At 62.4% G+C, this 25,381-nt stretch carries 20 protein-coding genes; 15 read left to right on the top strand and 5 right to left on the bottom strand.

The window, feature by feature from the left end:
* Positions 1-27: 27 nt before the first annotated feature.
* The 15 genes from Q0K15_RS00735 to Q0K15_RS00665 all read left to right on the top strand — a co-directional run bounded on the left by Q0K15_RS00735 (position 28) and on the right by Q0K15_RS00665 (position 19,179).
* Positions 28-4,866 carry a M60 family metallopeptidase gene (locus Q0K15_RS00735; RefSeq protein WP_294510571.1) on the top strand — a complete coding sequence of 1,613 codons (4,839 nt, stop codon included), beginning with the start codon at positions 28-30 and terminating at the stop codon, positions 4,864-4,866.
* Positions 4,867-4,868: 2 nt separating this feature from the next.
* A complete protein-coding gene (locus tag Q0K15_RS00730) occupies positions 4,869-6,245 on the top strand; it encodes an S-layer homology domain-containing protein (RefSeq protein ID WP_294510568.1) in 1,377 nt (458 codons plus the stop codon).
* Between the two features lie 171 nt (positions 6,246-6,416).
* Positions 6,417-7,505 (top strand): sugar kinase, encoded by a 1,089-nt coding sequence (locus tag Q0K15_RS00725; protein WP_294510565.1) that lies wholly within the window; start codon positions 6,417-6,419, stop codon positions 7,503-7,505.
* 39 nt (positions 7,506-7,544) lie between these two features.
* Positions 7,545-8,279 carry a 3-oxoacyl-ACP reductase FabG gene (gene fabG, locus Q0K15_RS00720; protein WP_294510562.1) on the top strand — a complete coding sequence of 245 codons (735 nt, stop codon included), beginning with the start codon at positions 7,545-7,547 and terminating at the stop codon, positions 8,277-8,279.
* 126 nt (positions 8,280-8,405) lie between these two features.
* Positions 8,406-9,623, top strand: a complete 1,218-nt coding sequence (locus Q0K15_RS00715) for an ABC transporter substrate-binding protein (RefSeq protein WP_365932821.1) — start codon at positions 8,406-8,408, stop codon at positions 9,621-9,623.
* A gap of 179 nt (positions 9,624-9,802) precedes the next feature.
* On the top strand, positions 9,803-10,681 hold the full coding sequence (locus Q0K15_RS00710; protein ID WP_294510559.1) for a branched-chain amino acid ABC transporter permease: 879 nt from the start codon (positions 9,803-9,805) through the stop codon (positions 10,679-10,681).
* Between the two features lie 10 nt (positions 10,682-10,691).
* Positions 10,692-11,786 carry a branched-chain amino acid ABC transporter permease gene (locus Q0K15_RS00705; RefSeq protein ID WP_294510556.1) on the top strand — a complete coding sequence of 365 codons (1,095 nt, stop codon included), beginning with the start codon at positions 10,692-10,694 and terminating at the stop codon, positions 11,784-11,786.
* Complete coding sequence (locus tag Q0K15_RS00700) at positions 11,779-12,630, top strand: ABC transporter ATP-binding protein (RefSeq protein ID WP_294510553.1); 852 nt, start codon at positions 11,779-11,781, stop codon at positions 12,628-12,630. Before Q0K15_RS00705 ends, Q0K15_RS00700 begins: the two co-directional genes overlap by 8 nt.
* A 10-nt stretch (positions 12,631-12,640) precedes the next feature.
* Positions 12,641-13,342, top strand: coding sequence for an ABC transporter ATP-binding protein (locus Q0K15_RS00695; RefSeq protein ID WP_294510672.1), 702 nt, complete (start codon positions 12,641-12,643; stop codon positions 13,340-13,342).
* 445 nt (positions 13,343-13,787) lie between these two features.
* Entirely contained in the window at positions 13,788-14,516 is a 729-nt protein-coding gene (locus tag Q0K15_RS00690) for a helix-turn-helix transcriptional regulator (protein WP_294510549.1), read from the top strand.
* Positions 14,517-14,670: 154 nt separating this feature from the next.
* The gene (locus Q0K15_RS00685) at positions 14,671-15,510 is read left to right on the top strand and encodes a zinc dependent phospholipase C family protein (protein ID WP_294510546.1); all 840 of its coding nucleotides are present in this window, start codon (positions 14,671-14,673) and stop codon (positions 15,508-15,510) included.
* 416 nt (positions 15,511-15,926) lie between these two features.
* A complete protein-coding gene (locus Q0K15_RS00680) occupies positions 15,927-16,196 on the top strand; it encodes a DUF2508 family protein (RefSeq protein ID WP_294510543.1) in 270 nt (89 codons plus the stop codon).
* The gene (locus Q0K15_RS00675; protein WP_294510539.1) at positions 16,180-16,449 is read left to right on the top strand and encodes a pro-sigmaK processing inhibitor BofA family protein; all 270 of its coding nucleotides are present in this window, start codon (positions 16,180-16,182) and stop codon (positions 16,447-16,449) included. Before Q0K15_RS00680 ends, Q0K15_RS00675 begins: the two co-directional genes overlap by 17 nt.
* 130 nt (positions 16,450-16,579) lie before the next feature.
* Positions 16,580-17,200 carry an S-layer homology domain-containing protein gene (locus tag Q0K15_RS00670; protein ID WP_294510536.1) on the top strand — a complete coding sequence of 207 codons (621 nt, stop codon included), beginning with the start codon at positions 16,580-16,582 and terminating at the stop codon, positions 17,198-17,200.
* Positions 17,201-17,649: 449 nt separating this feature from the next.
* Complete coding sequence (locus Q0K15_RS00665; RefSeq protein ID WP_294510533.1) at positions 17,650-19,179, top strand: M23 family metallopeptidase; 1,530 nt, start codon at positions 17,650-17,652, stop codon at positions 19,177-19,179.
* A 118-nt stretch (positions 19,180-19,297) separates the two neighbouring features.
* Here the strand turns inward: Q0K15_RS00665 and Q0K15_RS00660 are convergent, their stop codons facing one another.
* From Q0K15_RS00660 to Q0K15_RS00640, 5 genes are all read right to left on the bottom strand, one after another.
* The gene (locus tag Q0K15_RS00660; protein ID WP_294510530.1) at positions 19,298-20,245 is read right to left on the bottom strand and encodes a 3-hydroxyacyl-CoA dehydrogenase NAD-binding domain-containing protein; all 948 of its coding nucleotides are present in this window, start codon (positions 20,243-20,245) and stop codon (positions 19,298-19,300) included.
* 38 nt (positions 20,246-20,283) lie between these two features.
* The gene (locus Q0K15_RS00655; RefSeq protein ID WP_294510527.1) at positions 20,284-21,582 is read right to left on the bottom strand and encodes a hypothetical protein; all 1,299 of its coding nucleotides are present in this window, start codon (positions 21,580-21,582) and stop codon (positions 20,284-20,286) included.
* A gap of 42 nt (positions 21,583-21,624) precedes the next feature.
* Positions 21,625-22,473, bottom strand: a complete 849-nt coding sequence (locus Q0K15_RS00650) for a 3-keto-5-aminohexanoate cleavage protein (protein WP_294510523.1) — start codon at positions 22,471-22,473, stop codon at positions 21,625-21,627.
* Positions 22,474-22,885: 412 nt separating this feature from the next.
* Positions 22,886-24,289: a sigma 54-interacting transcriptional regulator gene (locus Q0K15_RS00645; RefSeq protein ID WP_294510520.1), complete on the bottom strand. Its 1,404-nt coding sequence runs from the start codon at positions 24,287-24,289 to the stop codon at positions 22,886-22,888.
* Between the two features lie 84 nt (positions 24,290-24,373).
* Positions 24,374-25,378, bottom strand: a complete 1,005-nt coding sequence (locus Q0K15_RS00640; RefSeq protein WP_294510517.1) for an ATP-binding protein — start codon at positions 25,376-25,378, stop codon at positions 24,374-24,376.
* Positions 25,379-25,381: the final 3 nt, after the last annotated feature.

The raw sequence follows: 25,381 nt of genomic DNA, 5'->3' as shown, positions 1-25,381 counted from the left end.
AACACCGTGATAGGAGAAAGAAAAGAGATGAGCAGATCGAACCGCCTTCGCAGAGCCGTTTCCGGGCTTTTGAGCCTGGCCCTGACTGGCTCTTTCTGTACGATAGGATACCCCGCCGCCGCGGCCGGGGTGGGGCCGGCGTCGGATGCCGCCACAGGCTCCATCGCCCTCACCGTCCGCTTTGACCTGCCCCAGCAGGCCGACGAGGTGTCCGCCCGGGACCTCCGGCTGACCCTGACCGGCAGCGGCAAGGCCGTCACGGTCTCCCTGGCCGACGGCACCTCCCAAGGCACCGACGGCCTGGCTGTCTCGGTGGAGGCACAGAACATCCACGGCGTCCCCCTCACCACCGAGCGCCGCATCGGTTACTATCAGGTGACCCTGGACGGCCTGCCCACCGGGGACTACAACCTGTCCCTCTCCGGCCGGGGCTACACCACCTGCACCACCCCGGTGGAACTGGAGAACTATTCCCAGCACGTGCTCCTGAGCACCGGCAACGGCAGCTTTGCCCTGGGCGACGTGGACGGCGACGGCGCCGTCACCACCGCCGACCGGGACGCCATGGACGCCCAGCTGGGAAAAACCGGCGACCTGGACACCTACGACCTTAACGGCGACGGAGTGGTGGATGTCACCGACCTCTCCTATATCAATAAGATGGTGGGCCTGGAGGGCGATCCCCAGATTCTCTCCACCGCCGCCATCGTGCGCACCACCGTGGAGGAGGGGGCCGTGACCTTTACCGGCGGCACCGCCGACGACCTCTTCACCGGCGGGAGCACCGTCACTCTGGCCCCCGCCCAGGGCAAAAGTGAGCTCTCTCTCCCCATCGCCCTGGAGACACCCACCGAGATGAGCGAGATCACCATCACCACCCCCGTCTCCGACGGAGCCATCCAGGCGGGCTCCGCGCTGGTGGAGCTGGAGGGCGGCGGCACCATGACCGTCCCCTTCAACATCTCCGCCCCCAGCGGAGTCCACGCCACCGGCCGCACCGCCGGCCAGAGCGTCATCTCCATCAACCTGGGCAAGAAGGTGGCCGTGACCAAGGTCACCATCACCGTCACCAAGGTGGAGGGTCAGACCGGCGGGACCCCGGAGTTTGCCGCCGTGACCCAGATCCAGTTTCTCAAGGACAGCGTCTCCGACGCCATCCAGGCCGACACCCAGGTGAAGGGCCTGTCCGCCGCCACCGGCGACGGGGAGGTAAAGCTGGTGTGGGACAGCGTGAAGAACGTCACCGGCTACACCGTCTCCTACGGCCAGGACCGGAACAGCCTGGGCCAGAGCCTGTCGGTGAGCACCAACAAGGCCACCCTCTCCGGCCTCACCAACAACAAGACCTACTACTTCCAGGTGACCGCCGTCAGCGACGGCTGGAGCGGCACCCCCTCGGCGGTGATCTCCGCCGTGCCCGTCCCCGCCAACGCCCCCGGCGCCCCCTCCAACCTTCTGGTGGAGGGCGCCGACACTGCCCTGCGCCTGACCTGGGGCTCCACCAAGGACGCTACCTACTACCAGGTGTTCTACCGGGCAAAAGGGGAGAGCGACTTCCGGCGCTGGGGCGGCGACATCGCCTCCACCGGCACCGTAATTACCGGTCTCACCAACGGCACCGAGTACGAGGTGGCGGTGAAGGCGGGCAACCTCCGGGGCGTGGGGCCCCTCTCCGCCGTGGCCCTGGGCACCCCCAAAAAGGAGGCCTTCGACATGCCGGAGCTGCCCGCCGACGGGCGCATTGACAAGGGCTCCGTCACCTCCATCGTCATGGAGGTCCCCTCCAACGTAAATAAGAGCCTGTGCCCCAACTTTGACGTCACCACCCACCTCACCGACGGCGACCCCAACACCTACTGGGTGGCCCGGGACTACTGGACCTCCAGCAACATCACCTACACCTTTGACGGCTCCTATGACATGAACTATGTGCTGGTGGTACCCTATCTGGACGCCAAGCACAAAAAGTGCATCAAGACCTTTAACGTGACGGCCAGAGACCAGGAGGGCGAGGTGCTCTACACCGCCGAGGCCCTCCCGGCCAGCGGTCTCATCGACGGTAGCTACGTGGCCCTGGCCTTCCCCGAACTCAAGGGCGTCCACAGCCTCACCATCGCCCTCAACGAGGTGGAGGGCGGCGGCGCCCGGGTGAGCATCTCCGAGATCGCCTTCTATAAGAGCAACACCCTCAGCGACGACATCGCCGCCCTCTTCGCAAACGGCTCCTTCACCGCCCTCAACGGCGCTGTTGAGCAGGGCGACATCACCGCCCTGCGGGAGCGGCTGAGCGTCCTGAGCAGCTTCTACCTGGACCGCACCCGGCTGAAGGACGAGCTGGACCTGGCCCAGGCCCTGCTGGAGCGCAAGGACAACGCCCTGGCCCTGGTGAAGAACGACTTCCAGAGCCGCTCGGCCTCCGCCGCCGGGGACAAGTCCGCCGGTCAGACCGCCAGCGCCCTCCAGCCCCTGGGCGTCACCGCCAGGGCGGGCGCCACCGTGGCCATCTACGCCGACCTGCCCGGCGATCAGCCCGTCTATGTGGTGCCCACCCAGTTCTACGGCGAGTCCGGCGTGTGGAAGGGCAGCCCCATCGAGCTGAAAAACGGCCGCAACTACATCACTGTGCCCGAGATCGGCTCCCTGAAGGACACCCGGGGCGGCGTGCTCTACCTGACCTACGCCGGGGTCCGGCCCGAGGACATTGAGATCCAGATCCGCAACGCCGCCAACGTCTGGCAGATGCCGGTGCTGGAGCTGTCCGGCTGGTACGACATGGGCGAGAGCGCCCGCAAGGACGCCATCCGGGCCTATGTCCAGGCCCTGGAGACCTACGTCTCCGGCCTCACCGGCGCCGCCCTCACCACCGACGTCCGCAACGCCACCGAGATCGCCACCCCCAGCATCCTCCTGTCCCTGCCCGCCGACCAGGTCCTCGCCGGACTGAAGGGGGTGGGCGGCGATGAGGAGTCCATGGTGGAGACCATGTACCAGAACGTGCTGGCCTGGGAGGAGGAGCTCTTCGTGGTTAACCAGGTCCAGGGCATCATCGACGCCGACGCCGACCTGGAGACCTACCGCTATCCCATGACCACCCGACAGAACATCCGTTACATGCGCATGTTCGCCGGCGCCTTCATGTACGCCGCCGGGGAACACATCGGCGTGGAGTACGGCTCTACCGCCGCCCTGGTCCAGGGCAAGCCCGCCGCCCAGACCGCCGGAGCGGCGGAAAACGGCCTCTTCGGCTGGGGCATCGCCCACGAGATCGGCCACAACATGGACAAGCTGGGCAAGGCCGAGTGTACCAACAACCTCTATTCCCTGGCCGCCCAGGCCTGGGACGGGGAGGCCATGACCCTTTCCACCCGGCTCACCGCCGACGGCCGCTGGGCGGACATTTTTAACAAGGTGGCCCAGGGCCGTCCCGGCACCGCCAACAACGTCTTTGTCCAACTGGGCATGTACTGGCAGCTCCACCTGGCCTACGACGGGGCAGAGGAGCCCATGGCCTTCTACAACCAGTTCTTCCGGCTGTGGAAGTCCGGCGCATACAGCGGCTACGGCTACGACGAGCGCTTTGCCCTCATTGCCGCTCAAGTAGCCGACCGGGACCTCACCGCTTTCTTTACCCGCTGGGGCATGACCCTCAGCCCCGCCGTAAAGGCCATCCTGGACGACCACCCCGCCGAGGAGCGGGCCATCTGGTACCTCAATGACGCCGCCCGGAATTACCGCCTGGAGAGCGGCAGCGCCGCCCGCGGTGAGGCCGCCGTCGCCGCCGCCGTGGAGGGCTCCCAGGTGACCCTGACCATCACCCACACCGACCGGGACAAGATCCTGGGCTACGAGATCCGCCGCAACGGCGCCGCCATCGGCTTTACCACCGAGAACGTCTACGTGGACGACCTGGGCGCCGCCAACAACCTGACCTACACCTACTCCGTGGTGCCCCTGGACCAGCTGGGCAACCTGGGCAGCGAGGCGGAGGCCGACGAGGTCCGGGTGGCCTACGACAAGACCATCGATCCCGCCCTCTACGACCTGAAGCGGTCCGGCGAGACCGTCACCATCACCATGAAGGGCGGCGCCGTCCCCGTCACCGGCATCAAGGTCACCGGCGGCGACCTCAGCGGCCATTATACCGTGAAGATGAAGGCCGACGCCCAGGCGGAGGACTGGACTGACGTCAAGGAGGGCGCCCTGTCCGGCGACACGGTGACGGCCTACTTTACCAAGCCGGGGGCAGATCCCTCCGACACCCGCATCTGGACCTACGACGCCGCCGTGCTGGAGCTTTCCGGCATCCCGGAGGAGGCCCACGTGGAGCTGCTGGATTACCCCGGCGACCGGGTGGACTTCTACGACGGCGCCGCCGTGGGCATCCTGTCCGGCGACTACCACTACAACGACGGCGAGGTCATCGAGGCCGGCACCCTGGTCATTCTGGGCACCTACCGGGGCGACCCCCGCTACAACTACGTGGAGGTGGAGGCGGTCTATAACACCACCGCCGAGGCCGGCAGCGTCACCACCGTCACCCGGCCCATGAACGGCTACGGCCTGCTCCTGGCCGAGATCCCCGCCGACGGGGCGGTCAGCGACACCAGCGACGGCTTCCTCCTCTTCGTGCCCGATCTGGAGGCCGAAAAGGCCCTCAACGCCCAGAGCGGCGTCACCGACAACTACCCCCTGGAGATCCGCATCAACTTCTACCGCACCGACGTGCCCGGCGACACCAGCAGCAAGCGGCTCACCAGCCGAACCCTGTGGCTGCCCTTCCCCGACGGCGGGGAAGGCACCGCCCAGGACCCGGGCTCCCTGCCCTACATCGAGCTCAAGAGCGACAACAGTCAGGAGGACGCATGACCATGCCCCGCAGAACTTCCTTCCTCTCCATCCTGCTGGCCCTGGCCATGGCGGCCGCAGCCCTCACCCCCTGGGCGTCGGCTGTCTCCGGCGGACTGTCCCTGGTGACCTCCGGCCAGGAGGCCACCAGCCAGGCGGTGGGCTTCACCGGTGTGCCTGAGGACTGCCAGAGCCTCCAGGTCACCTTCACCCTCTCCCAGTCCAGCCCCAGCTATGACTTTGCCCTGGACGGCTCCCTGGCCGCCCTGCCCGGCGTCCACGCCACACACCGGCAGGAGGGGGACCGGGTCACGGTCTACGTGACCCTCCGCACCGGCACCCTCACCGACAATGGCAGCCTCACCCTGGGCACCCTCTCCACCCCCGGCGCCTCCTTTTCCGTGACCGGTTTTTCCAACAGCAAGCTGCTGGGGAGCAACAGCGGAGAACTGGACGCCGGCCCTTCCGACAGCGGTAACTCCGGCGGCGGCGCTTCGGACGGCACCGGCAGCGGCTCCGGCGGCCAGACCAGCGGCGGCTCCGGCAGCCAGACCAGCGGCGGCTCCGGCAGCGACGGGGAGGCCCTGTGGTCCATCCAGGTGGACCGGCCCACAGGAGGCACCCTCACCGCCAGCCGCTCCCAGGCCGCCAGCGGCAGGACCGTCACCCTCACTGCCGTACCCGACCAGGGCTATGTGCTCCAGAAGGTGACCGCCGTCACCGCCGCCGGCAAGTCCCTCTCCCTCTCCAAGCAGAAGGACGGGACCTACACCTTTACCATGCCCGCCGCCAAGGTCACCGTCTCCGCCGCCTTCACCCCGAAGAGCCAGACAGAAGGGGAGGGGCCCTTGCCCTTCACCGACGTGGCGTCCGGCGACTGGTACGCCCAGGCGGTGGCCTACGTCTACCGGCAGGGTCTCATGAGCGGCACCGCCCTGAACCAGTTCTCCCCGGACCTCACCACCAACCGGGCCATGCTGGTCACCATCCTGTACCGCCTGGCGGGCAGCCCCGCCGTCTCCGGCGCCGCCGCCTTCACCGACGTATCCGGCGGCGACTGGTTCGCAAGCGGCGTGGCCTGGGCCAGCGCCAACGGCATCGTCACCGGCTACGGCGACGGCCGCTTCGGCCCCAGCGACCCCATCACCCGGGAGCAGATGGCCGCCATCCTGTACCGCTACGCCGGTTTCGCCGGACAGAGCACCGCCGGACAGGCCGACCTGAGCGGCTATACCGACGCCGGCCTGGTCTCGGCCTACGCCGCCGCACCCATGGGCTGGGCGGTGGACCGGGGGCTCATCACCGGCGTCAGCGCCCACACCCTGGTCCCCCGCGGCTCCGCCACCCGGGCCCAGGTGGCCACCATCCTCATGCGCTTTTGCCAGATGGCGCAGAACTGATCTCCACACCGCAAAGCGCGGCTCCGGCGACCCGTCGCCGGGGCCGCGCTTTTTCTCTGCCATCCGACGCCGTGTCCGTCAGAACCCGGATGGCCGTTGCATTTTTGCCAGTCAACCGGTACAATGTACCATACCAGCGGCGGCTGACCGCCGTGACCCAAGGAGGCTCCCATGGAACATTTCAATCCCCTGCTCAAAGACAGCATCAGTCCCCAGAAATTCATCACCATCGGCGAGATCATGCTCCGGCTCACCCCGCCGGACTATGAGAAGATCCGCATGGCCACCAGCTTCGAGGCCAGCTACGGCGGCAGCGAGGCCAACATTGCCCTGGCCCTGGCCAACCTGGGCGTGGACGCCACCTTCTTCAGCGTGGTGCCCAACAACAGCCTGGGCAAGAGCGCCATCCGCATGCTCCGCAGCAACGACGTCCACTGCACCCCCATCATCCTCTCCACCCCGGAGGAGACCCCCACCCACCGCCTGGGCACCTACTACCTGGAAACCGGCTACGGCATCCGCCCCAGCAAGGTCACCTATGACCGCAAGCACAGCGCCATCACCGAGTACGACTTCTCCCAGGTGGACCTCCGCGCCCTGCTGGAGGGCTTCGACTGGCTCCACCTCAGCGGCATCACCCCCGCTCTGGCCCCCAACTGCCGCCAGCTCACCATGGACTGCCTCAAGGTGGCCAGGGAGCTGGGCCTCACCGTCAGCTTCGACGGCAACTTCCGCTCCACCCTCTGGAGCTGGGAGGAGGCCCGGGACTTCTGCACCCAGTGCCTGCCCTATGTGGACGTCCTCCTGGGCATCGAGCCCTACCACCTCTGGAAGGATGAGGCCGACCACAGCAGGGGAGACTGGAAGGACGGGGTCCCCCTCCAGCCCAGCTACGAGGAGCAGGACGAGATCTTCCAGGCCTTCATCCGCCGCTACCCCAACCTCAAGTGCATCGCCCGCCACGTGCGCTACGCCTACTCCGGCAGCGAGAACAGCCTGAAGGCCTTCCTGTGGTACGAGGGGCACACCTTTGAGAGCAAGCTCTTCACCTTCAACATCCTGGACCGGGTGGGCGGGGGAGACGCCTTCGCCAGCGGCCTTATCTACGCCATGATGCACGACTTCCGGCCCATGGACATGGTGAACTTCGCCGTGGCCAGCAGCGCCATCAAGCACACCATCCACGGCGACGCCAACATCACCGACGACGCCAACGCCATCCTCAACCTCATGAACATGAACTACGATATCAGACGGTGACCCGGGCCGCCGCCCGGGCCCGGAAGAAAGGAGCCCCATATGGAGCAAAAGACCGTCCTCATCACCGGCGCCAGCCGGGGCATCGGCGCCGCCGCCGCCCGGGCCTTTGCCGCCGCCGGCTACGCCGTGGCTGTCCACTACCACACCTCCGAGGCCGAGGCCCTGGCCCTCACCGCCCAGCTCACCGCCGCCGGGCACACCGCCATGGCCGTCCGGGCCGACGTCTCCGACCCGGAGCAGGTCCGGGCAATGGTTGACAATGTGTTGGATAATTTTTGTCAACTTGACATTCTGATATGTAACGCCGGCCGCGCCTGGACCGGTCTGCTGTGCGACATGAGCGACCGGGATTGGCGGACACTGATGGGGGCCGACCTGGACGGCGTCTTTTACTGCTGCCGGGCGGTCTACCGCCACATGGTCTCCCGGAAAACCGGGCGAATCCTCACCGTCTCCTCCATGTGGGGCCGGTCGGGGGCCTCCTGCGAGGCGGCCTATTCCGCCGCCAAGGCCGGCGTCATCGGTCTCACGCAGGCTCTGGCCAAGGAGCTTGGCCCCTCCGGCATCACCGTGAACTGTGTGGCCCCGGGGGTCATCGACACCGAAATGAACGCCCATCTGGGCCCCGAGGCCCTGGAGGATCTGGCAGGGGAGACCCCCCTTGGCCGGCTGGGCACCCCCCAGGACGTGGCCAACACCCTCCTCTTTCTGGCCTCCCCGGAGGCGTCCTTTGTCACCGGACAGGTCATCGGGGTGGACGGTGGATTCCTCTAAGGGCGGACATTGTGTCTTTTGTTCATAATTCGGACATATTTCCCCCACCCGGTTGGTCAAAACGACGGTTGACAATTTACAGGGCGCAGGCTTATAATTGTCAACAACCTAAAGGAGGTTTTTACAATGAAAATGAATCGCGCTTTGTCTCTTGCTCTGGCTGGCGCGCTGGGCCTCAGCCTGCTGGCTGGCTGCGGCGGCGGTACCAGCAGCACTCCCGCTCCCACCGAGACCGGCTCCGCCGAGACCACTCCCGCTGAGACCGGCTCCGGCTCCGCTTCCGGCGTCATCAAGATCGGCGGCATCGGCCCCCTGACCGGCTCCGCCGCCGTGTACGGCCTTGCCACCAAGCAGGGCGCCGAGGTGGCCGTGAACGAGATCAACGCCCTGGGCGGCCTCCAGTTCGAGCTGGACTTCCAGGACGACGAGGGCGACGCCGAGAAGGCCGTCAACGCCTACAACGCCCTCATCGGCGACGGCGCTCAGATCATCTACGGCTGCACCACCACCACCCCCTGCGTGGCCGTGGCCGCCGAGACCAACGCCGCCCGCTACTTCCAGCTGACCCCCTCCGCCTCCTCCACTGATGTCACCGCCGGCAAGGACAACGTCTTCCAGATTTGCTTCACCGACCCCAACCAGGGTATCACCGCCGCCAACTACATCAAGGACAACAATCTGGGCAGCAAGGTAGCCGTCATCTATAACAATGGCGACGCCTACTCCACCGGTATCTACAACGCCTTCCAGGCCACCGCTGACGAGATCGGCCTGGAGATCGTCTCTGTCACCACCTTCCCCGACGACACCAACGCCGATTTCACCGTGCAGCTGGCCCAGGCTCAGAACGCCGGCGCCGATCTGGTGTTCCTGCCCATTTACTACACCCCCACCTCTCTCATCCTGAACCAGGCCAAGACCCTGAGCTTTGAGCCCGTCTTCTTCGGCTGCGACGGCATGGACGGCATCCTGGACCTGGAGGGCTTCGACACCTCCCTGGCCGAGGGCCTGATGCTCATGACCCCCTTCAACGCCTGGGGCGAGGATGAGCGCACCGTCACCTTCGTCACCGAGTACCAGGAGGCCTACGGCGGCATCCCCAACCAGTTCGCCGCTGACGGCTACGACTGCATGTACGCCATCTACGAGGCCTGCCAGGCCGCCGGCATCACCGCCGACATGAGCGCCCAGGACATCTGCGAGGCCCTGATCGCCCAGTTCACCTCCGCCGACTTCAGCGTGGACGGCCTGACCGGCACCGGCATGACCTGGTCCACCAGCGGCGAGGTCTCCAAGGCCCCCGTCGTGGTCAAGGTCGAGGGCGGCGTCTACGTCACCCAGTAAGGACCTTTCCAACGGCCCTGAAGAAAGGGCTGCCGGCCTGCGCCGGCAGCCCTTTTTCCCCGTTTCGGGCCTCACGGCCCTACCCGCCTGTATGGCGGGCACATCCGCAGCCCACGCCGGCCGCGGATGTGCCTGCCATACAGCCATTCCCCGAGAGAGAAAGAAAGAGGTGACCCGATATGAGCATCCTCAATAACCTCATCAACGGCATCAGCCTGGGCAGCGTCTACGCCATCATCGCCCTGGGCTACACCATGGTCTACGGCATCGCCAAGATGCTCAACTTCGCCCACGGCGACGTTATCATGGTGGGCGCCTACGTCTGTTTCTTCGCCACCGGCCAGTTCGGCCTGCCCCCCCTGGTGGGCGTGCTGCTGGCCATGGTGGTGTGCACCGTGCTGGGCATGGTCATCGAGCGCCTGGCCTACAAGCCCCTGCGGCAGGCCCCCTCCCTGGCCGTCCTCATCACCGCCATCGGTGTGAGCTACTTCCTCCAGAACTCCGCCCTGCTGCTGTGGAAGTCCGACCCCAAGGTGTTTACCTCCGTGGTGGGCACCGGCTCGGTGAAGCTCTTCGGCGGCCAGCTCACCATCACCCACGTGGCCATCGTCACCGTGCTGGCCTGCGTGGTCATCATGCTGGCCCTCACCTGGTTCACCGGCCGCACCAAGATGGGCAAGGCCATGCGGGCCTGCTCCGAGGATAAGGCCGCCGCCCAGCTTATGGGCATCGACGTGGACCGCACCATCTCCATGACCTTCGCCATCGGCTCCGCCCTGGCCGCCATCGCCGGCGTGCTGCTGTGCTCCACCTACCCCTCCCTCATGCCCACCACCGGCTCCCTCCCCGGCATCAAGGCCTTCACCGCCGCCGTCTTCGGCGGCATCGGCTCCATCCCCGGGGCCATGCTGGGCGGCATCCTGCTGGGCATCATCGAGATCTTCGCCAAGGCCTTCAACACCAACATCTCCGACGCGGTGGTCTTTGCCGTGCTCATCGTGGTGCTGCTGGTCAAGCCCACCGGCCTTCTCGGCAAGGTCGTGCGGGAGAAAGTGTGAGGTGGTCCCTATGAAAACGATCGCTCCCGGCCGCAAGCGGCTGGTCAACAACACCATTACATATGCCATGGTCATCATCGCCTTCGTGGTGCTCCAGCTCCTCAACGCAGGCGGCATGCTCTCCCCCTCCCTCCAGGGCCAGCTGGTGCCCATCTGCGCCTACGTCACCATGGCCATCTCCCTCAACCTGGTGGTGGGCATCTCCGGCGAGCTCAGCCTAGGCCACGCCGGCTTCATGAGCGTGGGCGCCTTCTCCGGCGTGGTGGCCAACCTCTCCCTCCAGTCCGCCATCCCCTCCGGCCCCGTCCGGCTGCTGGTGGCCATGGTCATCGGCGCCATCCTGGCCGGTATCGCCGGCACCATCGTGGGCGTCCCCGTCCTCCGTCTCCGGGGCGACTACCTGGCCATCGTCACCCTGGCCTTCGGCGAGATCATCAAGAACATCATCAACATCCTCTACATCGGTGTGGATGAAAACGGCCTCCACTTCTCCACTCAGAATGAGATGGCCCTCAATCTGGCCGAGGGCGGAAAGGCCATCCTCAAGGGGCCCATGGGCGTCACCACCAACGTGAAGCTCTCCACCTTCACCGCCGGCTTTATCCTGGTGCTCATCGCCCTCACCGTGGTCCTCAACCTGGTGAACAGCCGCTCCGGCCGGGCCATCATGGCCCTGCGGGACAACCGCATTGCCGCCGAGAGCGTGGGCATCGGCGCCACTAAGTACAAGCTCACCGCCTTCGTCACCTCCGCCGTGCTGGCCGGCGCCGCCGGCGCCCTCTACGCCATGAACTACTCCTCTCTGGCCGCCAAGAAGTTCGACTTCAACACCTCCATCCTCATTCTGGTCTTTGTGGTGCTGGGCGGCCTGGGCAACATCCGGGGCTCCATCATCGCCGCCGCCCTCCTCTACGTGCTGCCCGAGCTCCTGCGCGACTTCTATGACTACCGCATGCTCATCTACGCCATCGTCCTCATCCTGGTCATGCTGGCCACCAACAGTCCCTTCTTCCGGGATCTGAAGGGCCGGTTCCAGGAGTGGCTCCGCGAGCGGGCCATGGCCAAGGCCGATGCCAAGGCGAAAGGAGGCCAGGGCCGTGAGTAAGTTCCAGAAAGAGCCCACCAAGCTGGTGCCGGTGCCCAGCACCAACAAGATCCCCGAGCGTGACGTGGACAAGTCCCCCATCCTGGAGGCCCGCCACCTGGGTATCGACTTCGGCGGCCTCACCGCCGTCAACGACTTCAACATGGCCATCGGCCGCACCGAGATCGCCGGCCTCATCGGCCCCAACGGCGCCGGCAAGACCACCGTCTTTAACCTGCTCACCAAGGTCTATCAGCCCACCCGGGGCACCATTCTGCTGGACGGCCACGACACCGCCGGCAAGACCACCGTGCAGGTCAACCGCATGGGCATCGCCCGCACCTTCCAGAACATCCGCCTCTTCTCCAACCTGAGCGTGGAGGACAACGTGAAGATCGGCCTGCACAACCACATCGGCTATGGCCTTTTCAGCGGCCTTTTGCGTCTCCCCAACTACTGGAAGGAGGAGAAGATCGCCCATGAGCGGGCGTTGGAGCTCCTCTCCATCTTCGACATGCAGGACCTGGCCAACGCCAAGGCGGGCAGCCTGCCCTACGGCGCCCAGCGCCGGCTGGAGATCGTCCGGGCCCTGGCCACCAACCCCAGCCTGCTGCTGCTGGACGAGCCCGCCGCCGGCATGAACCCCTCCGAGACCGCCGAGCTCATGGAGAACATCGTTAAGATCCGGGACACCTTCCAGATCGCCGTCCTCCTTATCGAGCACGACATGAGCCTGGTCATGGGCATCTGCGAGGGCATCGCCGTGCTCAACTTCGGCCAGATCATCGCCAAGGGCACGCCCGACGAGATCCAGAACGACCCCGAGGTCATCAAGGCCTACCTGGGTTCGGGAAAGGGGGAGTGACGCCATGAGCATGCTCCAAGTGGATAACATCAACGTCTATTACGGCGCCATCCACGCCGTCAAGGACATCTCCTTCTACGTGGACGAGGGGGAGATTGTCACCCTCATCGGCGCCAACGGCGCCGGCAAATCCACCACCCTCCAGACCATCTCCGGCCTGCTGCGCTCCCGCACCGGCTCCATCGAGTTTCTGGGCAAGGCCATCCAGAACGTCCCTGCCTCCAAGCTGGTGGCCCACGGCCTGGCCCAGGTGCCCGAGGGGCGCCGGGTCTTTCAGCAGATGACGGTGGAGGAGAACCTGGAGATGGGCGCCTTCACCCAGGCCAATTCCACCATCGCCCCCAATATGGAGCGGGTGTACGAGCAGTTCCCCCGGCTCAAGGAGCGGCGGCGGCAGGTGGCCGGCACCCTCTCCGGCGGCGAGCAGCAGATGCTGGCCATGGGCCGCGCCCTCATGTCCAACCCCAAGCTCCTCATGCTGGACGAGCCCTCCATGGGCCTGGCCCCCATCCTGGTGGAGCAGATTTTTGAGATCATCCAGCGCCTCCACAAGGCGGGCACCACCATCCTCCTGGTGGAGCAGAACGCCCAGATGGCCCTCTCCGTGGCCGACCGGGGCTACGTGCTGGAGACCGGCCGCATCACCCTCACCGGCCCCGGCAAGGAGCTGCTGGCCGACGAGGCCGTGAAAAAGGCCTACCTGGGCGGCTGATTGCCTCTCGCACGCACAAGTGCGTACTCGAAAGAGTTACAGCCTGCTGCGTCGCACTCGCTGCGCTCGCACGCTTGCAGGTTGAGCAGAGTTTTTCCCGACGCCGCAGCGTTAAGAAAATGTGCCGGTGGCACATTTTTAGCGTAGGCCCGGGCAGCTATGCTGCCCGGGTGGCGGCCCGAGTCGCCGGAAAAAACAGCCTTCATTTGATTTCGCCGTCTGCGGACGGCGAAACTCTGCGAGGCTTTCTCCATCGTCCAGCGCATATCGGCTTTTGACACCTGGAGCGCTCGGCGATTTTCGCCGGGCGCTTTTTGTTTATGAAAAGGGCCTTTTCGCCCCGCATAGCCCCTCTGTCAACCGCCGGTTGACGGAATGGAAGGGGCCGCGCCTTGCCATCCGAGGAGAAATCGGGTAGGATAGAGGCAGAAAGGGGGGTGGCTTTATGACATTGGGACAGCGTATCCAGGCCCACAGGACCAGGCTGGGCCTCTCTCAGGAGGGGTTGGGGGACAGGCTGGGGGTATCCCGTCAGGCGGTGAGCAAATGGGAGGCCGACAGAGCCGTGCCCGACACCGACAAGCTCATCGCCCTCTCCAAGTTGTTCGGCCTCAGCCTGAACGAGCTGCTGCAAGTGGATGGTCCACCTCCGGCGGGAGAGCCTTTGCCCGCCCACCGTCCCAGGGCGAAGACCGTTCTGGCGGCGGTGCTGGTCCTGGCTCTGCTGGCGCTGGCGGGGACCACCCTCTCCCTGGCCGATCGGGTGACCGCCCTGGAGGAACAGGTGGCCGCTCTCCAGAGCAGGGCACAGGAACCGGACCCCGCGGAGCTGGTGGCGGGCTGGGACTTTTGGGTAATCAATGACAACAAAGCGGGACGGGCCGTTGAGTTTCAGGTAACCATTGCCCGGTATGATCCGGCGGAGGATCTGGAGGTGTTCTTCCTGCTCAGCGGGCTCGGAGTGGGGGCAGAACGGGCGCAGGCCGACAGGGTTTCGTCTGCACAGGACACCGGCGTATATGCCGCCACCATCAATCTGGAGCAGTCGCAGGCCGGCACCCCCTTCACCCTCTCTGTAGGCTTTGTCAAGGACGGTGTGGAGTACCTCCAGCCTCTGGCGGACTTTTCCTTCCTGGACAAGACATCCAGCGCCTATGAGCCCCTCTGGCCGTAAAAATGCCTCCAGACCGGCCGGATCTGCAGCCCCGGCGTCCGGCGGACCTTCGCCGGGCGCTTTTTTTCTTTGGCAAATTTCCCACTTTTCCCGGGACGGAAATGGTGGTAGAATACCACTTGATACCCGTTTTATAAAAAAGGAGAGAGCGGTCATGCCCAACTACTTTGCCCATCTGACCTTCGGCGCCCAGTGTCTGGACCGCCTGCCCCGGGAACTGCGCCTGCGCCTGGAGCGGGAGCGGCCCGCCTTCGACCTGGGCTGTCTGGGCCCGGACCCTCTCTTTTTCTACCGTGTGGGGCGGCCCAACGCCGTCCGCCGGGAGGGCATGACCATGCACGCCAAATCCGCCATGCCCGCCTTTGAGCGGCTCCGGGGCGCTCTGGAGGAGGGGCTTCCCATGGCCTCCGGCTATGCCGCCGGCTTCCTGTGCCACCTGGCCCTGGACCACGCCTGCCACAAGTGGGTGGACCAGCAGGCCGCCGCCGGCCCCGTGACCCATCTGGCCATGGAGGCCGAGTTCGACCGGCTCCTCATGGAGCGGGCGGGGCTGGTCTCCCTGGGCAAGTCCTACCTGCCCGCCCCGCCGGAGGCCGCCGTCTTTGCCGCCGCCGCCCGGGCCTATGTCAAATCCTCCCCCGAGCAGGTGGAGGAGGGCTACCGCTCCATGTGCCGGGACACCGCCCTCTTCGCCCGGCTCTCCGGCCACAAGCTCAGCCGCCCGGTGAACCGTCTGGTGGGCACCCTGCCCGCCCTGCGGGCCCTCCGGGGGGTCTTTCTCACTGCCGACTCCCACAGCCGGTTTGCCAAGAGCAACGATTTCCTCACCCGCCGCCTGGCCGACACCGTCCCCGAGGCCGCCAATCAGATCGCCCGGCTCTTCCGGGCCGTGGAGACCGGCGCCGCCCTGGACCCCTGGCTGGACCGGGACTTCAAGGGGCTCCTGCCCCGGGAGGAGTTCCACGGCATCCCCACCTCCGCCCCCGCCTATTGAGGTTGGCTCTACCATAAATATAGAAATGTATGCTGAAGGCCCTCCGCCGGATTACCCGGCGGAGGGCCTTTTTACCGTGCCCGGTCCGTCTGGCCGGGGACATTGCCCCGACCCGGACCGGCCCGGATTTGCGGGACAGGGACCACAGAGTCCAATTCCGCTGTCCGTCTCCCCCTTCGTCGGAGGAAACGCCCCGTCCTTTCGCCTTTCGCCAGAGGGTGACGTCACCCGGCACCGGCTTAAAAGGAGAGGTCTTTGTCCAGGTCCAGCGGACTGCCTTTCGGCCTGTCCGAGTCTAGTATGTCCCGGCCCATACGGAACATACACACCATTTTCTGGTATAGAGCCTGTCATATTTGTCCAGAATAGGCATAGAGTCTACTGAAAACAGGTACGACCGGAAAGGAGGCGCTGCCATGGTGGAGGCCCAGCGCAAAAAAGTCTTTTTTTTCCGCCGCAAAGGGGAGAGCGTACGGGAGGGGGAGCTCCGGGCCCTGAAGGAGGGCCTGGACCGCACCCGCGTCCTCATCAACCAGGCCTACGCCGGCTTCAACGGCACCGACGACCCCGACCTCATCGAGTCCTACGTCTTTGAGATCAATTCCCTCCAGGCCCGGTACGCCTACCTGCTGCGCCGGGTCAAGGGCCTGGAAGGGCAGGTGACCGAGGATGGCCATGCTGGGTGACACCCTGCCTTGGCTGCTGGTGGGCCTCACGGCGGTGGGCGCCCTGCTCCTCCTGCGGGAGCCCATCCGCTGCCTGGGCGGCCTGTGCCTGCGCACCCTGGTCTCCCTGGGCGCCCTGGCCGCCTTCAGCCCCCTGGGCGCCCTCCTGGGCTGCTCCCTGGGGGTCAACCTGGCCAACGCCCTGGTCATGGCCCTCCTGGGCGCCCCGGGCTTCGGCCTTCTCCTCCTCCTCAACTGGGCCCTGGCCATCTGACCGGGGTCCTTTTTCTTTTTTTCGCCCTTGTTCACAGTTTAGAAACAAAAGTAGGATAAAATGTACCCTGCTCAAATACGATGCCCGCCCCTCTCACCGGCGGGACAGAGAAAAGCAGGTGACTCCAAGGATGAAACGAACGATCTGCGCGTGGCTTCTGGCCCTGGGTCTGGCCGTCGGCACCGCCCTGCCCGCCTCCGCCGCCGCTTTTACCGATGTGGCCTCCGACGCCTGGTACGCCCAGGCGGTGAACGAGGTCTCTGCCGCCGGCATCATGAACGGCACCACCGCCGCCACCTTCTCCCCCGACGAGCAGGTGACCCGGGGCATGGTGATGGCCGTCCTCTGGCGGCTTTCCGGCAGCCCCGCCCCCAGCGCCCCCAGCACCTTCCCCGACGTGGAGGACTGGTACTACTACGCCGACGCCGTGGCCTGGGCCCAGGAGACAGGCGTGGCCAGCGGCCTGGGTGACGGCACCTTCGGCGGCGGCAGCATCGTCACCCGGGAACAGCTGTCCGTCTTCCTCTACCGGTACAGCCAGTACGCCGGTCAGGAGCTGGCCAACGGCGTCCTGGACATCTATAACGATGTGGACAGCGTCCACACCTGGGCCAAGGAGGGCATGGCCCACGCCGTGGGCGCCGGATTCATCACCGGTACCGACGAGGGCAACCTGGAGCCCGCCGGCGCCGCCACCCGGGCCCAGCTGGCCGTCATCCTTCAGCGCCTCATGACCCCTGCCGTGGGCTGACAAAGCCGGCACCTCCACCATTTTTAGTCAAACAACGTCTCCTGACATTCTGCGCACTCCCGCCCACCGGTGGAAGCCGAAGGGCGAGAGTGCCTTTTTAGTTATTTTCTGGAAGTTAAGGCGGGCGATCTTTCTCGTTATGTTACAGAATTGTTACGGCAAAATCACGAAATTTTCCCTCGGCGCCGGGGGAACAAGCCCCCCATTTCAGGTCCCACATCGACAAAACATGCCAAATAACATTGTAAACCAATGATATATTCACTTTTTCTTGTTTAAAAAGTGCTGTGCCACCCGACCCACTTCGACCAAAAAGGACTTGACGGTGGGGGGGAAAGCGTGTATCATTTCTTTGTAACCTTTTGTAATTATTTATGATCGGTTTGTCATTTTTGTCCGACTATTCCAGTCGGAATTTCTGTAGATCGTGCAAGGGAGGCATCACCTGCATGGATGAAATCCTGCATTCACCACAGCGAGAACTGCCGCGCCGTCGGCAGCGCAAAGGCTCCGTCCCCGCCGGGGAAGAGAGGGCCGAGCGCCTGAAGGAGCGGTTTTCCAAATTCATGGACGCCGCCGGCGCCAGGAGCCAGGTGCTCCACCGGCAGGGCACCCGGGTCTATCACCGGGCCTGGTCGGCCATCGCCGGCAAGCCCAAGATGGCGCCGCTGCCCTTCCTGGCCATCAGCGCCGTCATCGGCGTGGCGGCCGTGGTGGGCACCATGTACACCCCCGCCTATGTAGTCACCGTGGACGGTACCGACGTGGGCGTGGTCCGGGACCAGGCCGTCTTTGAGCAGGCCGAGGCCCGGGTGGCGGAGCGGGCCAGTGAGATCCTGGGCTATGACTACACCCTGGACCACACCGTGACCTACGCCTCGGCCCTGGTGGAGCAGGATGAGCTCACCCCTTCCGCCGAGCTGGAGACCTATCTCTTCGATCAGATCGGCGAGGTCATGAAGAGCTACGTCCTCACCGTGGACGGCCAGCTGGTGGGCGCCGCCGAGGACCGGGCCGCCCTGGACCAGCTGCTGGAGGACCTGGCCGCCCCCTATGTCAACGATAACACCATTTCTGTGAACTACACCAAGAACGTCCACATCACCCGGGAGTACGTCCCCTCCGACGTGGAGCAGGACGTGACCGACATGATGGCCGCCCTCACCGCCAACACCAACGGCCAGACCACCTATGAGGTCCAGAAGGGCGACACCTTCATGGCCCTGGCCTTCGACAACGACATGACCATGGCCGAGATGGAGGCCCTCAACCCCGACGTGGACATCAACAAGCTCTATATCGGTCAGATCCTCAACATCAAGGAGGAGATCCCCTTCCTGGGCGTGGAGACGGTGGACTCCCTCACCTACACCGAGGCCATTGAGTGTCCCGTCCGCGAGGTGGAGGACGACAGCATGTACCAGGGCGACTCCAAGGTCCTGGACGAGGGCGTCCCCGGCGAGGCCCTCATCACCGCCGACGTGACCTACGTCAATGGCGTAGAGCGGGAGCGGAATATCACCTCCTCCACCACCGTCCGTGAGGCCACCGAGAAGGTCATCGCCGTGGGCACCAAGGAGCGTCCCACCTGGTACCCCACCGGCAACTATATCTGGCCGGTGTACGGCTCCATCACCTCCCGGTTCGGCTACCGGTATATCTTCGGCTCCTACAGCTACCACTCCGGCCTGGACATCGCCGTCCCCTACGGCACCAGCGTGAAGGCCTCCGACGGCGGCACCGTCACCTTCGCCGGCTACAAGGGCAGCTATGGCTACCTGGTCATCATCGACCACGGCAACGGCGAGCAGACCTACTACGGCCACAACTCCAGCCTGCTGGTCTCCGCCGGCGACAAGGTCTATCAGGGCCAGGTCATCGCCAAGGCCGGCTCCACCGGTCGCTCCACCGGCAGCCACTGCCACTTCGAGATCCGCATCAACGGCACCGCCGTCAACCCTTCCGCCTACCTCAATTAACGCTGATAACGGGGGTCACCTGAGCACAGCTCAGGTGACCCCCGTTAGTTAACGGAACAGGCCAAGCTAAGCAGCCCTGCCGGAAAGCCGGCAGGGCTGTCTTCTTTTCTTTTCGCGGTCAGCCGTAGGCTTTGCTGGCCTTGAGCTGGACGATAAGGCGCTTGTAAAACTCCATCTGAGTCCGGGTACGTTTCTCCTCGGGATAGGAAAAGAAGCCCTGTCCTGTCTTAATGCCCAAGTGCCCGGCCTCTACCAACTCTCTCATGGCGGAGCAGGCCTTATCTCCATTGCACAGCACCGGGAACATGTTGTCCTCGGTCGCCAGCCATATGTCTAGTCCTCCCATATCAGCCACCTCCAACATGCCAGTGGTAGCATTGCGGAAGCAGGGTCCATATTTCAGGGCCTTGTCGATATCCTCCGGGGATGCGGCACCGATCTCGGCCAGATAGAAGCACTCCCGGGCCTGGGCATGGAGAATGCGATTGGCTACCATCCCAGCAATATCCTTAAGCACCCGGACAGGTTGCTTTTCGCAGGCAACATAGAGGTCATAGACCTCCTGAAAGGTCTCCTCATCCATGTTTCCGAACTTGGAGAGTTCAGCAATGGGGATCAGGTAGGCAGGGTTATACCAGTGGCTCACCATGCAACGTTTTTTGCGCTCCTCGGGTAATTGGGCAATCATCTCGAAAAGTTTCAGGCTGGAGGTATTGGTGGCAAAAATGGTGGTTGGCTTACAAATTTTGTCCAGCTGAGCAAAGAGCTCCTGTTTAAGTTCCAACTTTTCCGGACAGGCCTCAATGACATAGTCGGCATCCTTGGCGGCAGCCTCCAGATCATCGAACATGGTAATATTATTTATGCCGGTCTCCAGATCGGCCGGGGTGATGTATCCCTCATCCACCATAAACTGGAGCTCAGTGCGGATTTTATCCGGGGCAGCCGTGCGCACGGCCTCAAAGGGCTCATACAGATGGACTTGATATCCATGTCTGGAAAAGGTATGGGCAATGCCGTGGCCCATCGTGCCAGCGCCTACAACAGTAATAGTGTGAATCATCATTATATTCCTCCTTTATTAAACAAGTTCTCATTGGGGGATCAGATAAAGAATACTCCCAGCAAGGAAATCAGGATTGGAGCCACCAGGGAGACCCAGAAGACGGGCATGTAGGATCTCTTGTGATCCAGTTTGCTCATGGTCAGCATAAGCACCACAAAAGAGTTCCAGGGTACCGTATCAAAGCCGCCGGAGGCCGTCGTAACAATGCGGTGGATCCACTCCGGGTCCAGGCCGGCAGCCAGCCAAGCATCACTGAACATGTCCAGAGTCATCGCGATTGCGCCGGAGGCCGAGCCACAGATAAGGGCCATCACGTTGGTAATGCCCACGACGGAGAGAGCGGTGGCGACTTTGGAGGTGCTGCTGAAGGTAAGCAACTCATCCCGCACCACTACAAAGGCATCGGTCTGAGCCACCACTTGGGCAATGCCCACCACAGCGGTGACCATAATGAGGGGCATGACACCGTTTGCAAAGCCCTCATTCAGGGTAGGCACCATACTGCCCTTTGGAATATTGCGATAGAAGAGAATGATTCCCAGGATGGCGCTGATGCCCAAACCATAGATAGGCTGAAGCTTTGCAACATTTATCAGCAGAACGCCCACAAGAATCGGAATGATAGAAGCTATGATATTGGGTGGGTTGTCCCGCTCGGCACCGGCATCAGACGGATCGACCGGCGGCAGAGAATTGCGTTTCCATTCTACGTTTTTTGCCCGTTTCAGCTCAAATACGATATATATGCCACACACTGCAAAGTAGAGGACTGTAAATACTGTGCCCATCACCGGCGCGGCGGTAAGCTCGGTGCCCAGAATCTGAGTGGGAATAATGTTGTGAGTCTGCAGACCTCCGGGTGTCATGAGCTCGGGCCCGATAATGGGGACAATGGTGATGGCCGGCCACATGTACCAGGGGGTACCAGTCTCCTTGAAGATGGGCTTAGCCAGGGGCAGCAACACAAAGCAGATGACGAAGGTGGAAATGCCGCCGTACTCCAGAATGGCGGCCACGGCGATATAGCCTACCAAGGCAAATTTGGTGCCGCACCTTTCCACAACCGTTTTGCCGATTTTCCAGGCGGCACCGCTGACATCATACAGCTTGCCCAGCATAGCCCCTTCACAAAACAGGATGAAATAGGAGGCGGCATAGGAGGTAAAGCTGCTGACATAGTTGACCGATAACGCCTCATAGAGGTTTAATCCGTTTGTAACGGCGATGATAATGACTGTGATAATGCTGCTGTAAAGAATGCTCCAGCCCTTATAGACCGCAACAGTCAGAAAGACCAGGGCAACGATAATACCGCCTAACCCCAGAGCAAATGACACTGAAACCCCTCCTCACATATTTAGCAATTCTCTTTTCCGAACTCAGACCAGCCCCAGGAGCTGACGTGCCTCGGCAGGGGTGGCCACCTCGCAGCCGTACTCCTCCACCACCCGACGAGCCCGCTCGATCAGCTGTTTGTTGCTCTCAGCCAGAACACCCGCCTTGTACACTACGTTGTCCTCCATGCCCACGCGAATATTGCCGCCGGCGGCAATGGCAGTGTACATGATCTCCATAGAACCTTTTCCTACGCCAAAGGCACTCCAGGTAGAACCAGGCGCCACCTCTTCCATCGTACGCTTCATAAACAGCAGATTCTCAGCAGTGGCCGAAATTCCGCCTGCACAGCCCATGCAGAACTGGAAGTGTAAGGGGGCCTTGAGAATTCCCTTTTTCAGGTAGTATGCCGCATCGTAAATCATACCGGTGTCAAAAACCTCGATCTCCGGCTTTACACCTACCTCCTGCATGGCGAGCCCCATCTTCTCCAGGAAGGGGGGATTGTTGTTGAACACACCCATATGCATCCAGTTCATGGTACCACAGTCGAAGCTGGCCATTTCCGGCTTCAGCGTCTTAAAGGGTGCCATCCGGTCGTCCTCAGAGTTAGCAATGCCGCCGGCGGCGGTCAAGTTTAGAATAATGTCACAGTCGGGGTGGTTGTCATGGAGCAGATCAATGACCTTCTTGAAGGTCTCTACCTTCATGGAGTCGTTGCCCGCCTCATCGCGGACATGAATATGCGCGATCGCGGCACCCGCCTTCCAGCACTGATAGACTTCCTCCACGATCTCCGGCGGTTGGAGCGGCAGATTGGGATTGTTCTTCTTGGTGGGCCATGCTCCAGTTGTAGCTACAGTAATGATGCGCTTGTTGCTTAGATTAGACATAATAAATACCTGCCTTTCAAAATTGAGTGATCCTGTCGAGAGTTGTGTGGCTCTTCCTCTGGATTTAACTTAAGCAACAAGTGTGCCAAATTTCACATTGTTATATTTTGATACAATTTATAATATTTAAGCGTTTTTTTGTGTATTTTCACTTTACAATTCTCATTTGAAAGAATATTTGTCTTTATATTGAGAATTTTTCTTTATTTTAAGATTCATTTGACGTGCAGATGTTCCTACCATTTTTAATACGGCACCACCTATGCCACCCCGAAATGAAATGTACCCTTTTTAAAATAAAATGCGGCGAAGAATTGCACCATGCACAATTCTTCGCCGCCGCTGTTATAGGCCACGCATATTCTTTGTTGCAACTGCCTACTTGATTTGCTGTGCCCCTGATTTTTTCTGTCTAGTCCATCCCAATACGCAGCCGTAACTGATACTTATTTATTTTTTTATAAAGCACGCTTCTATGAATGCCCAGCCGCCGGGCAGCTTCGTTGACATCTCCATGACATGCCTTTAGTGTTGCTTTAATATGTGTTTTCTCCGCACGCTCCATAATTTCCTTTAGTGGCGTGCAGCTCCCCTCCGCCTCCAATTCCTGAGCAGGCGGGTTATTCTTCGTGCTTGTAGCCAGGCTTTTTTCCACCCAATTTGGTTCTTCTCCTGTTATGACGTAGTTTTCCATCATATTGCGCAGCTCTCTGATATTTCCCGGCCATTGATATGCCAGCAGATGCTCCATCATCCCCGGCGGAATCATTCGTTCTGCGCGATACTTGCGATTAAAGGAATCCAAAAACTGTAACGCCAGAGGTTCGATATCCATCACCCGCTCCCTGAGCGGCGGAATTTTCACTGGGATCACACAAAGCCGATAATACAAATCCTCACGAAACTGCTTTTTTTCGACCATCTCCTGCAGATTGCGATTGGTTGCTGCAACAATGCGGACATCTGTTTTCTGTACCTTCTTCGCCCCTACCCGCATGAACTCTCCACTTTCCAATACACGCAGCAGCTTAGACTGTGCAAGCAACGGCAACTCTCCCACTTCGTCCAGAAAGATACTGCCGCCGTCGGCAAGCTCAAATATACCGGGCTTGCCCTCTTTGTTTGCACCTGTAAATGCACCTCGATCGTATCCGAATAGCTCTGATTCAATCAGATCATTGGGAATAGCGGCACAGTTTATGGACAGGAATGTTTCTCCACACCTATTGCTCTTTTGTTTAATATAGTTTGCCAAAACTTCTTTTCCTGTCCCAGATTCACCTGTGAGCAGTATTGTTGCATCGGTTTGCGCATATTTTTGGAGAATAGACAAGATTTTTTTCATTTGGGGACTTTCCGCAATAATTTTTACCGCCTGCGAATTCTCATGCATCAGCGCCCGCTCATACAGAACACGATAATGATCCACCGCCTTCTGCCACTCGAGAATATATTCCATCTCGTTGCTGCGCGTCACCACCATGGTAATATTCCCTTTTGCGTCAAACACAGGAATAGAAGTCGCGGCGATTTCCTCACCTGAATTATTCTTATAGACTACAAGGGCCTTTTTTCTGGTGCGGATCGCCTCTTCGCTGGAAGATTTGCTGGTATACCCCTCTTTCCGAAACTGGTAGATGTCCATCCGCTTCATTTTCTCAAATGAGCAGTTTAGTCCACGTTCCGCCGCATCATTAGCATATATAATTTGTCCTGCTCCATCGGTGACAAAAATAATAGAATCGCAATGATTTAATATGGCATCGTATTGGCTTACTGTCAGCCTCGCCAGCGCGATTCGTTTCCCACTCTCCATAGCCGTCCCTCCCTTTGCTCCATGTCCGCTGGCCTTATTCCCGGGAAACATGACAAATTGCGGTGGCCCTGTGGTTTCGCTTTTTCACATGCGTCCCTTCCGCTGAAGGCGGATATCCTCGCCGAAAAAGGGGAGGACCCGGTACTCACCCTCCAGCCGGGAGGCGATCTGGGGGCTGTACCGCCCCCGCACGTCATCCATGGTCAGGTTGGAGCTGATGACCGTCCGCTTCTCCGCCGTCAGCCGGCTGTTCACCAGCTGGTAGAGGGCCGACTGGACGAAGGGGGTGGTCATCTCGCTGCCCAGGTCGTCCAGGATCAGCAAGTCGCACTTCAAATACCGCCGGGTGTCGTCCCGGGCCTCCCGGGCGTCCTCCTCGTCCCGGGAGAACTTCTGGGTCTCAAACCGGGCAAAGACCTCGCCCGCCGTGTCGTAGACCACCGAAAAGCCGTTCTCCGACACCGTCCGGGCGATGCAGGCCGAGAGGAAGGTCTTGCCCAGGCCGGTGCTGCCGCTGAGAAAGAGGTTGTTGAAGTAGTAACGGCCGAAATTCTGGGCATAATCCCGGCAGATCTTCAACACCTTCTCCATGTTCTCCCGGGGCGACCGGCCCCAGGCCGGCCACACCTCCGGGGAGTAAAAGCCCAGATCGAAGGTGTCAAAGGACTGCTCTCCCAGGTCCAGGAGCTGGGAGAGCTCCTGGATCTGCTTCTGGGTGCACAGCACCTTCAGGCAATCGCACATGTCCGAGCCCACCCAGCCCGAGTCCCCGCACTTGGCGCACAGGGGCTTGTCGTCCAGGGCGTCGGCGGGAAAGCCGTGGCCGGTGAGGAGCTCGGCACGCTCCCGCTGGAGGGCCTGGTTCTTCTGCCGGATGTCCGCCACCTGGGCGGTGGGGTCGCCCCCCTCCCGGAGGGCGGCGGCGATGACCTGGGCCATGGTGCGGCGCAGCAGCCGGTCGATCTCGGCCACCCGGGGCAGCTGGGCGTACACCTGCCGCCGCAGGGCCTCCTGCCGGGCCTGCCGCTCCTCCCGCCGCTGGGACAGCCGGGCCTGGGCCCGGCGCAGTACGTTGGGGCTGTATGACATGGC

Source organism: uncultured Intestinimonas sp. (assembly GCF_944387245.1).
Taxonomy (GTDB): domain Bacteria; phylum Bacillota; class Clostridia; order Oscillospirales; family Oscillospiraceae; genus Intestinimonas.
This window is presented reverse-complemented; position numbering and strand designations above follow the sequence as displayed.

What these genes read in the sequence shown, in the direction of transcription:
- Q0K15_RS00735 (WP_294510571.1), top strand. Translation starts at nt 28, where the DNA reads ATGAGCAGATCGAACCGCCTTCGCAGAGCCGTTTCCGGGCTTTTGAGC.
- Q0K15_RS00730 (WP_294510568.1), top strand. Translation starts at nt 4,869, where the DNA reads ATGCCCCGCAGAACTTCCTTCCTCTCCATCCTGCTGGCCCTGGCCATG.
- Q0K15_RS00725 (WP_294510565.1), top strand. Translation starts at nt 6,417, where the DNA reads ATGGAACATTTCAATCCCCTGCTCAAAGACAGCATCAGTCCCCAGAAA.
- fabG (WP_294510562.1), top strand. Translation starts at nt 7,545, where the DNA reads ATGGAGCAAAAGACCGTCCTCATCACCGGCGCCAGCCGGGGCATCGGC.
- Q0K15_RS00715 (WP_365932821.1), top strand. Translation starts at nt 8,406, where the DNA reads ATGAAAATGAATCGCGCTTTGTCTCTTGCTCTGGCTGGCGCGCTGGGC.
- Q0K15_RS00710 (WP_294510559.1), top strand. Translation starts at nt 9,803, where the DNA reads ATGAGCATCCTCAATAACCTCATCAACGGCATCAGCCTGGGCAGCGTC.
- Q0K15_RS00705 (WP_294510556.1), top strand. Translation starts at nt 10,692, where the DNA reads ATGAAAACGATCGCTCCCGGCCGCAAGCGGCTGGTCAACAACACCATT.
- Q0K15_RS00695 (WP_294510672.1), top strand. Translation starts at nt 12,641, where the DNA reads ATGCTCCAAGTGGATAACATCAACGTCTATTACGGCGCCATCCACGCC.
- Q0K15_RS00690 (WP_294510549.1), top strand. Translation starts at nt 13,788, where the DNA reads ATGACATTGGGACAGCGTATCCAGGCCCACAGGACCAGGCTGGGCCTC.
- Q0K15_RS00685 (WP_294510546.1), top strand. Translation starts at nt 14,671, where the DNA reads ATGCCCAACTACTTTGCCCATCTGACCTTCGGCGCCCAGTGTCTGGAC.
- Q0K15_RS00680 (WP_294510543.1), top strand. Translation starts at nt 15,927, where the DNA reads ATGGTGGAGGCCCAGCGCAAAAAAGTCTTTTTTTTCCGCCGCAAAGGG.
- Q0K15_RS00675 (WP_294510539.1), top strand. Translation starts at nt 16,180, where the DNA reads ATGGCCATGCTGGGTGACACCCTGCCTTGGCTGCTGGTGGGCCTCACG.
- Q0K15_RS00670 (WP_294510536.1), top strand. Translation starts at nt 16,580, where the DNA reads ATGAAACGAACGATCTGCGCGTGGCTTCTGGCCCTGGGTCTGGCCGTC.
- Q0K15_RS00665 (WP_294510533.1), top strand. Translation starts at nt 17,650, where the DNA reads ATGGATGAAATCCTGCATTCACCACAGCGAGAACTGCCGCGCCGTCGG.
- Q0K15_RS00660 (WP_294510530.1), bottom strand. Translation starts at nt 20,245, where the DNA reads ATGATGATTCACACTATTACTGTTGTAGGCGCTGGCACGATGGGCCAC.
- Q0K15_RS00650 (WP_294510523.1), bottom strand. Translation starts at nt 22,473, where the DNA reads ATGTCTAATCTAAGCAACAAGCGCATCATTACTGTAGCTACAACTGGA.
- Q0K15_RS00645 (WP_294510520.1), bottom strand. Translation starts at nt 24,289, where the DNA reads ATGGAGAGTGGGAAACGAATCGCGCTGGCGAGGCTGACAGTAAGCCAA.
- Q0K15_RS00640 (WP_294510517.1), bottom strand. Translation starts at nt 25,378, where the DNA reads ATGTCATACAGCCCCAACGTACTGCGCCGGGCCCAGGCCCGGCTGTCC.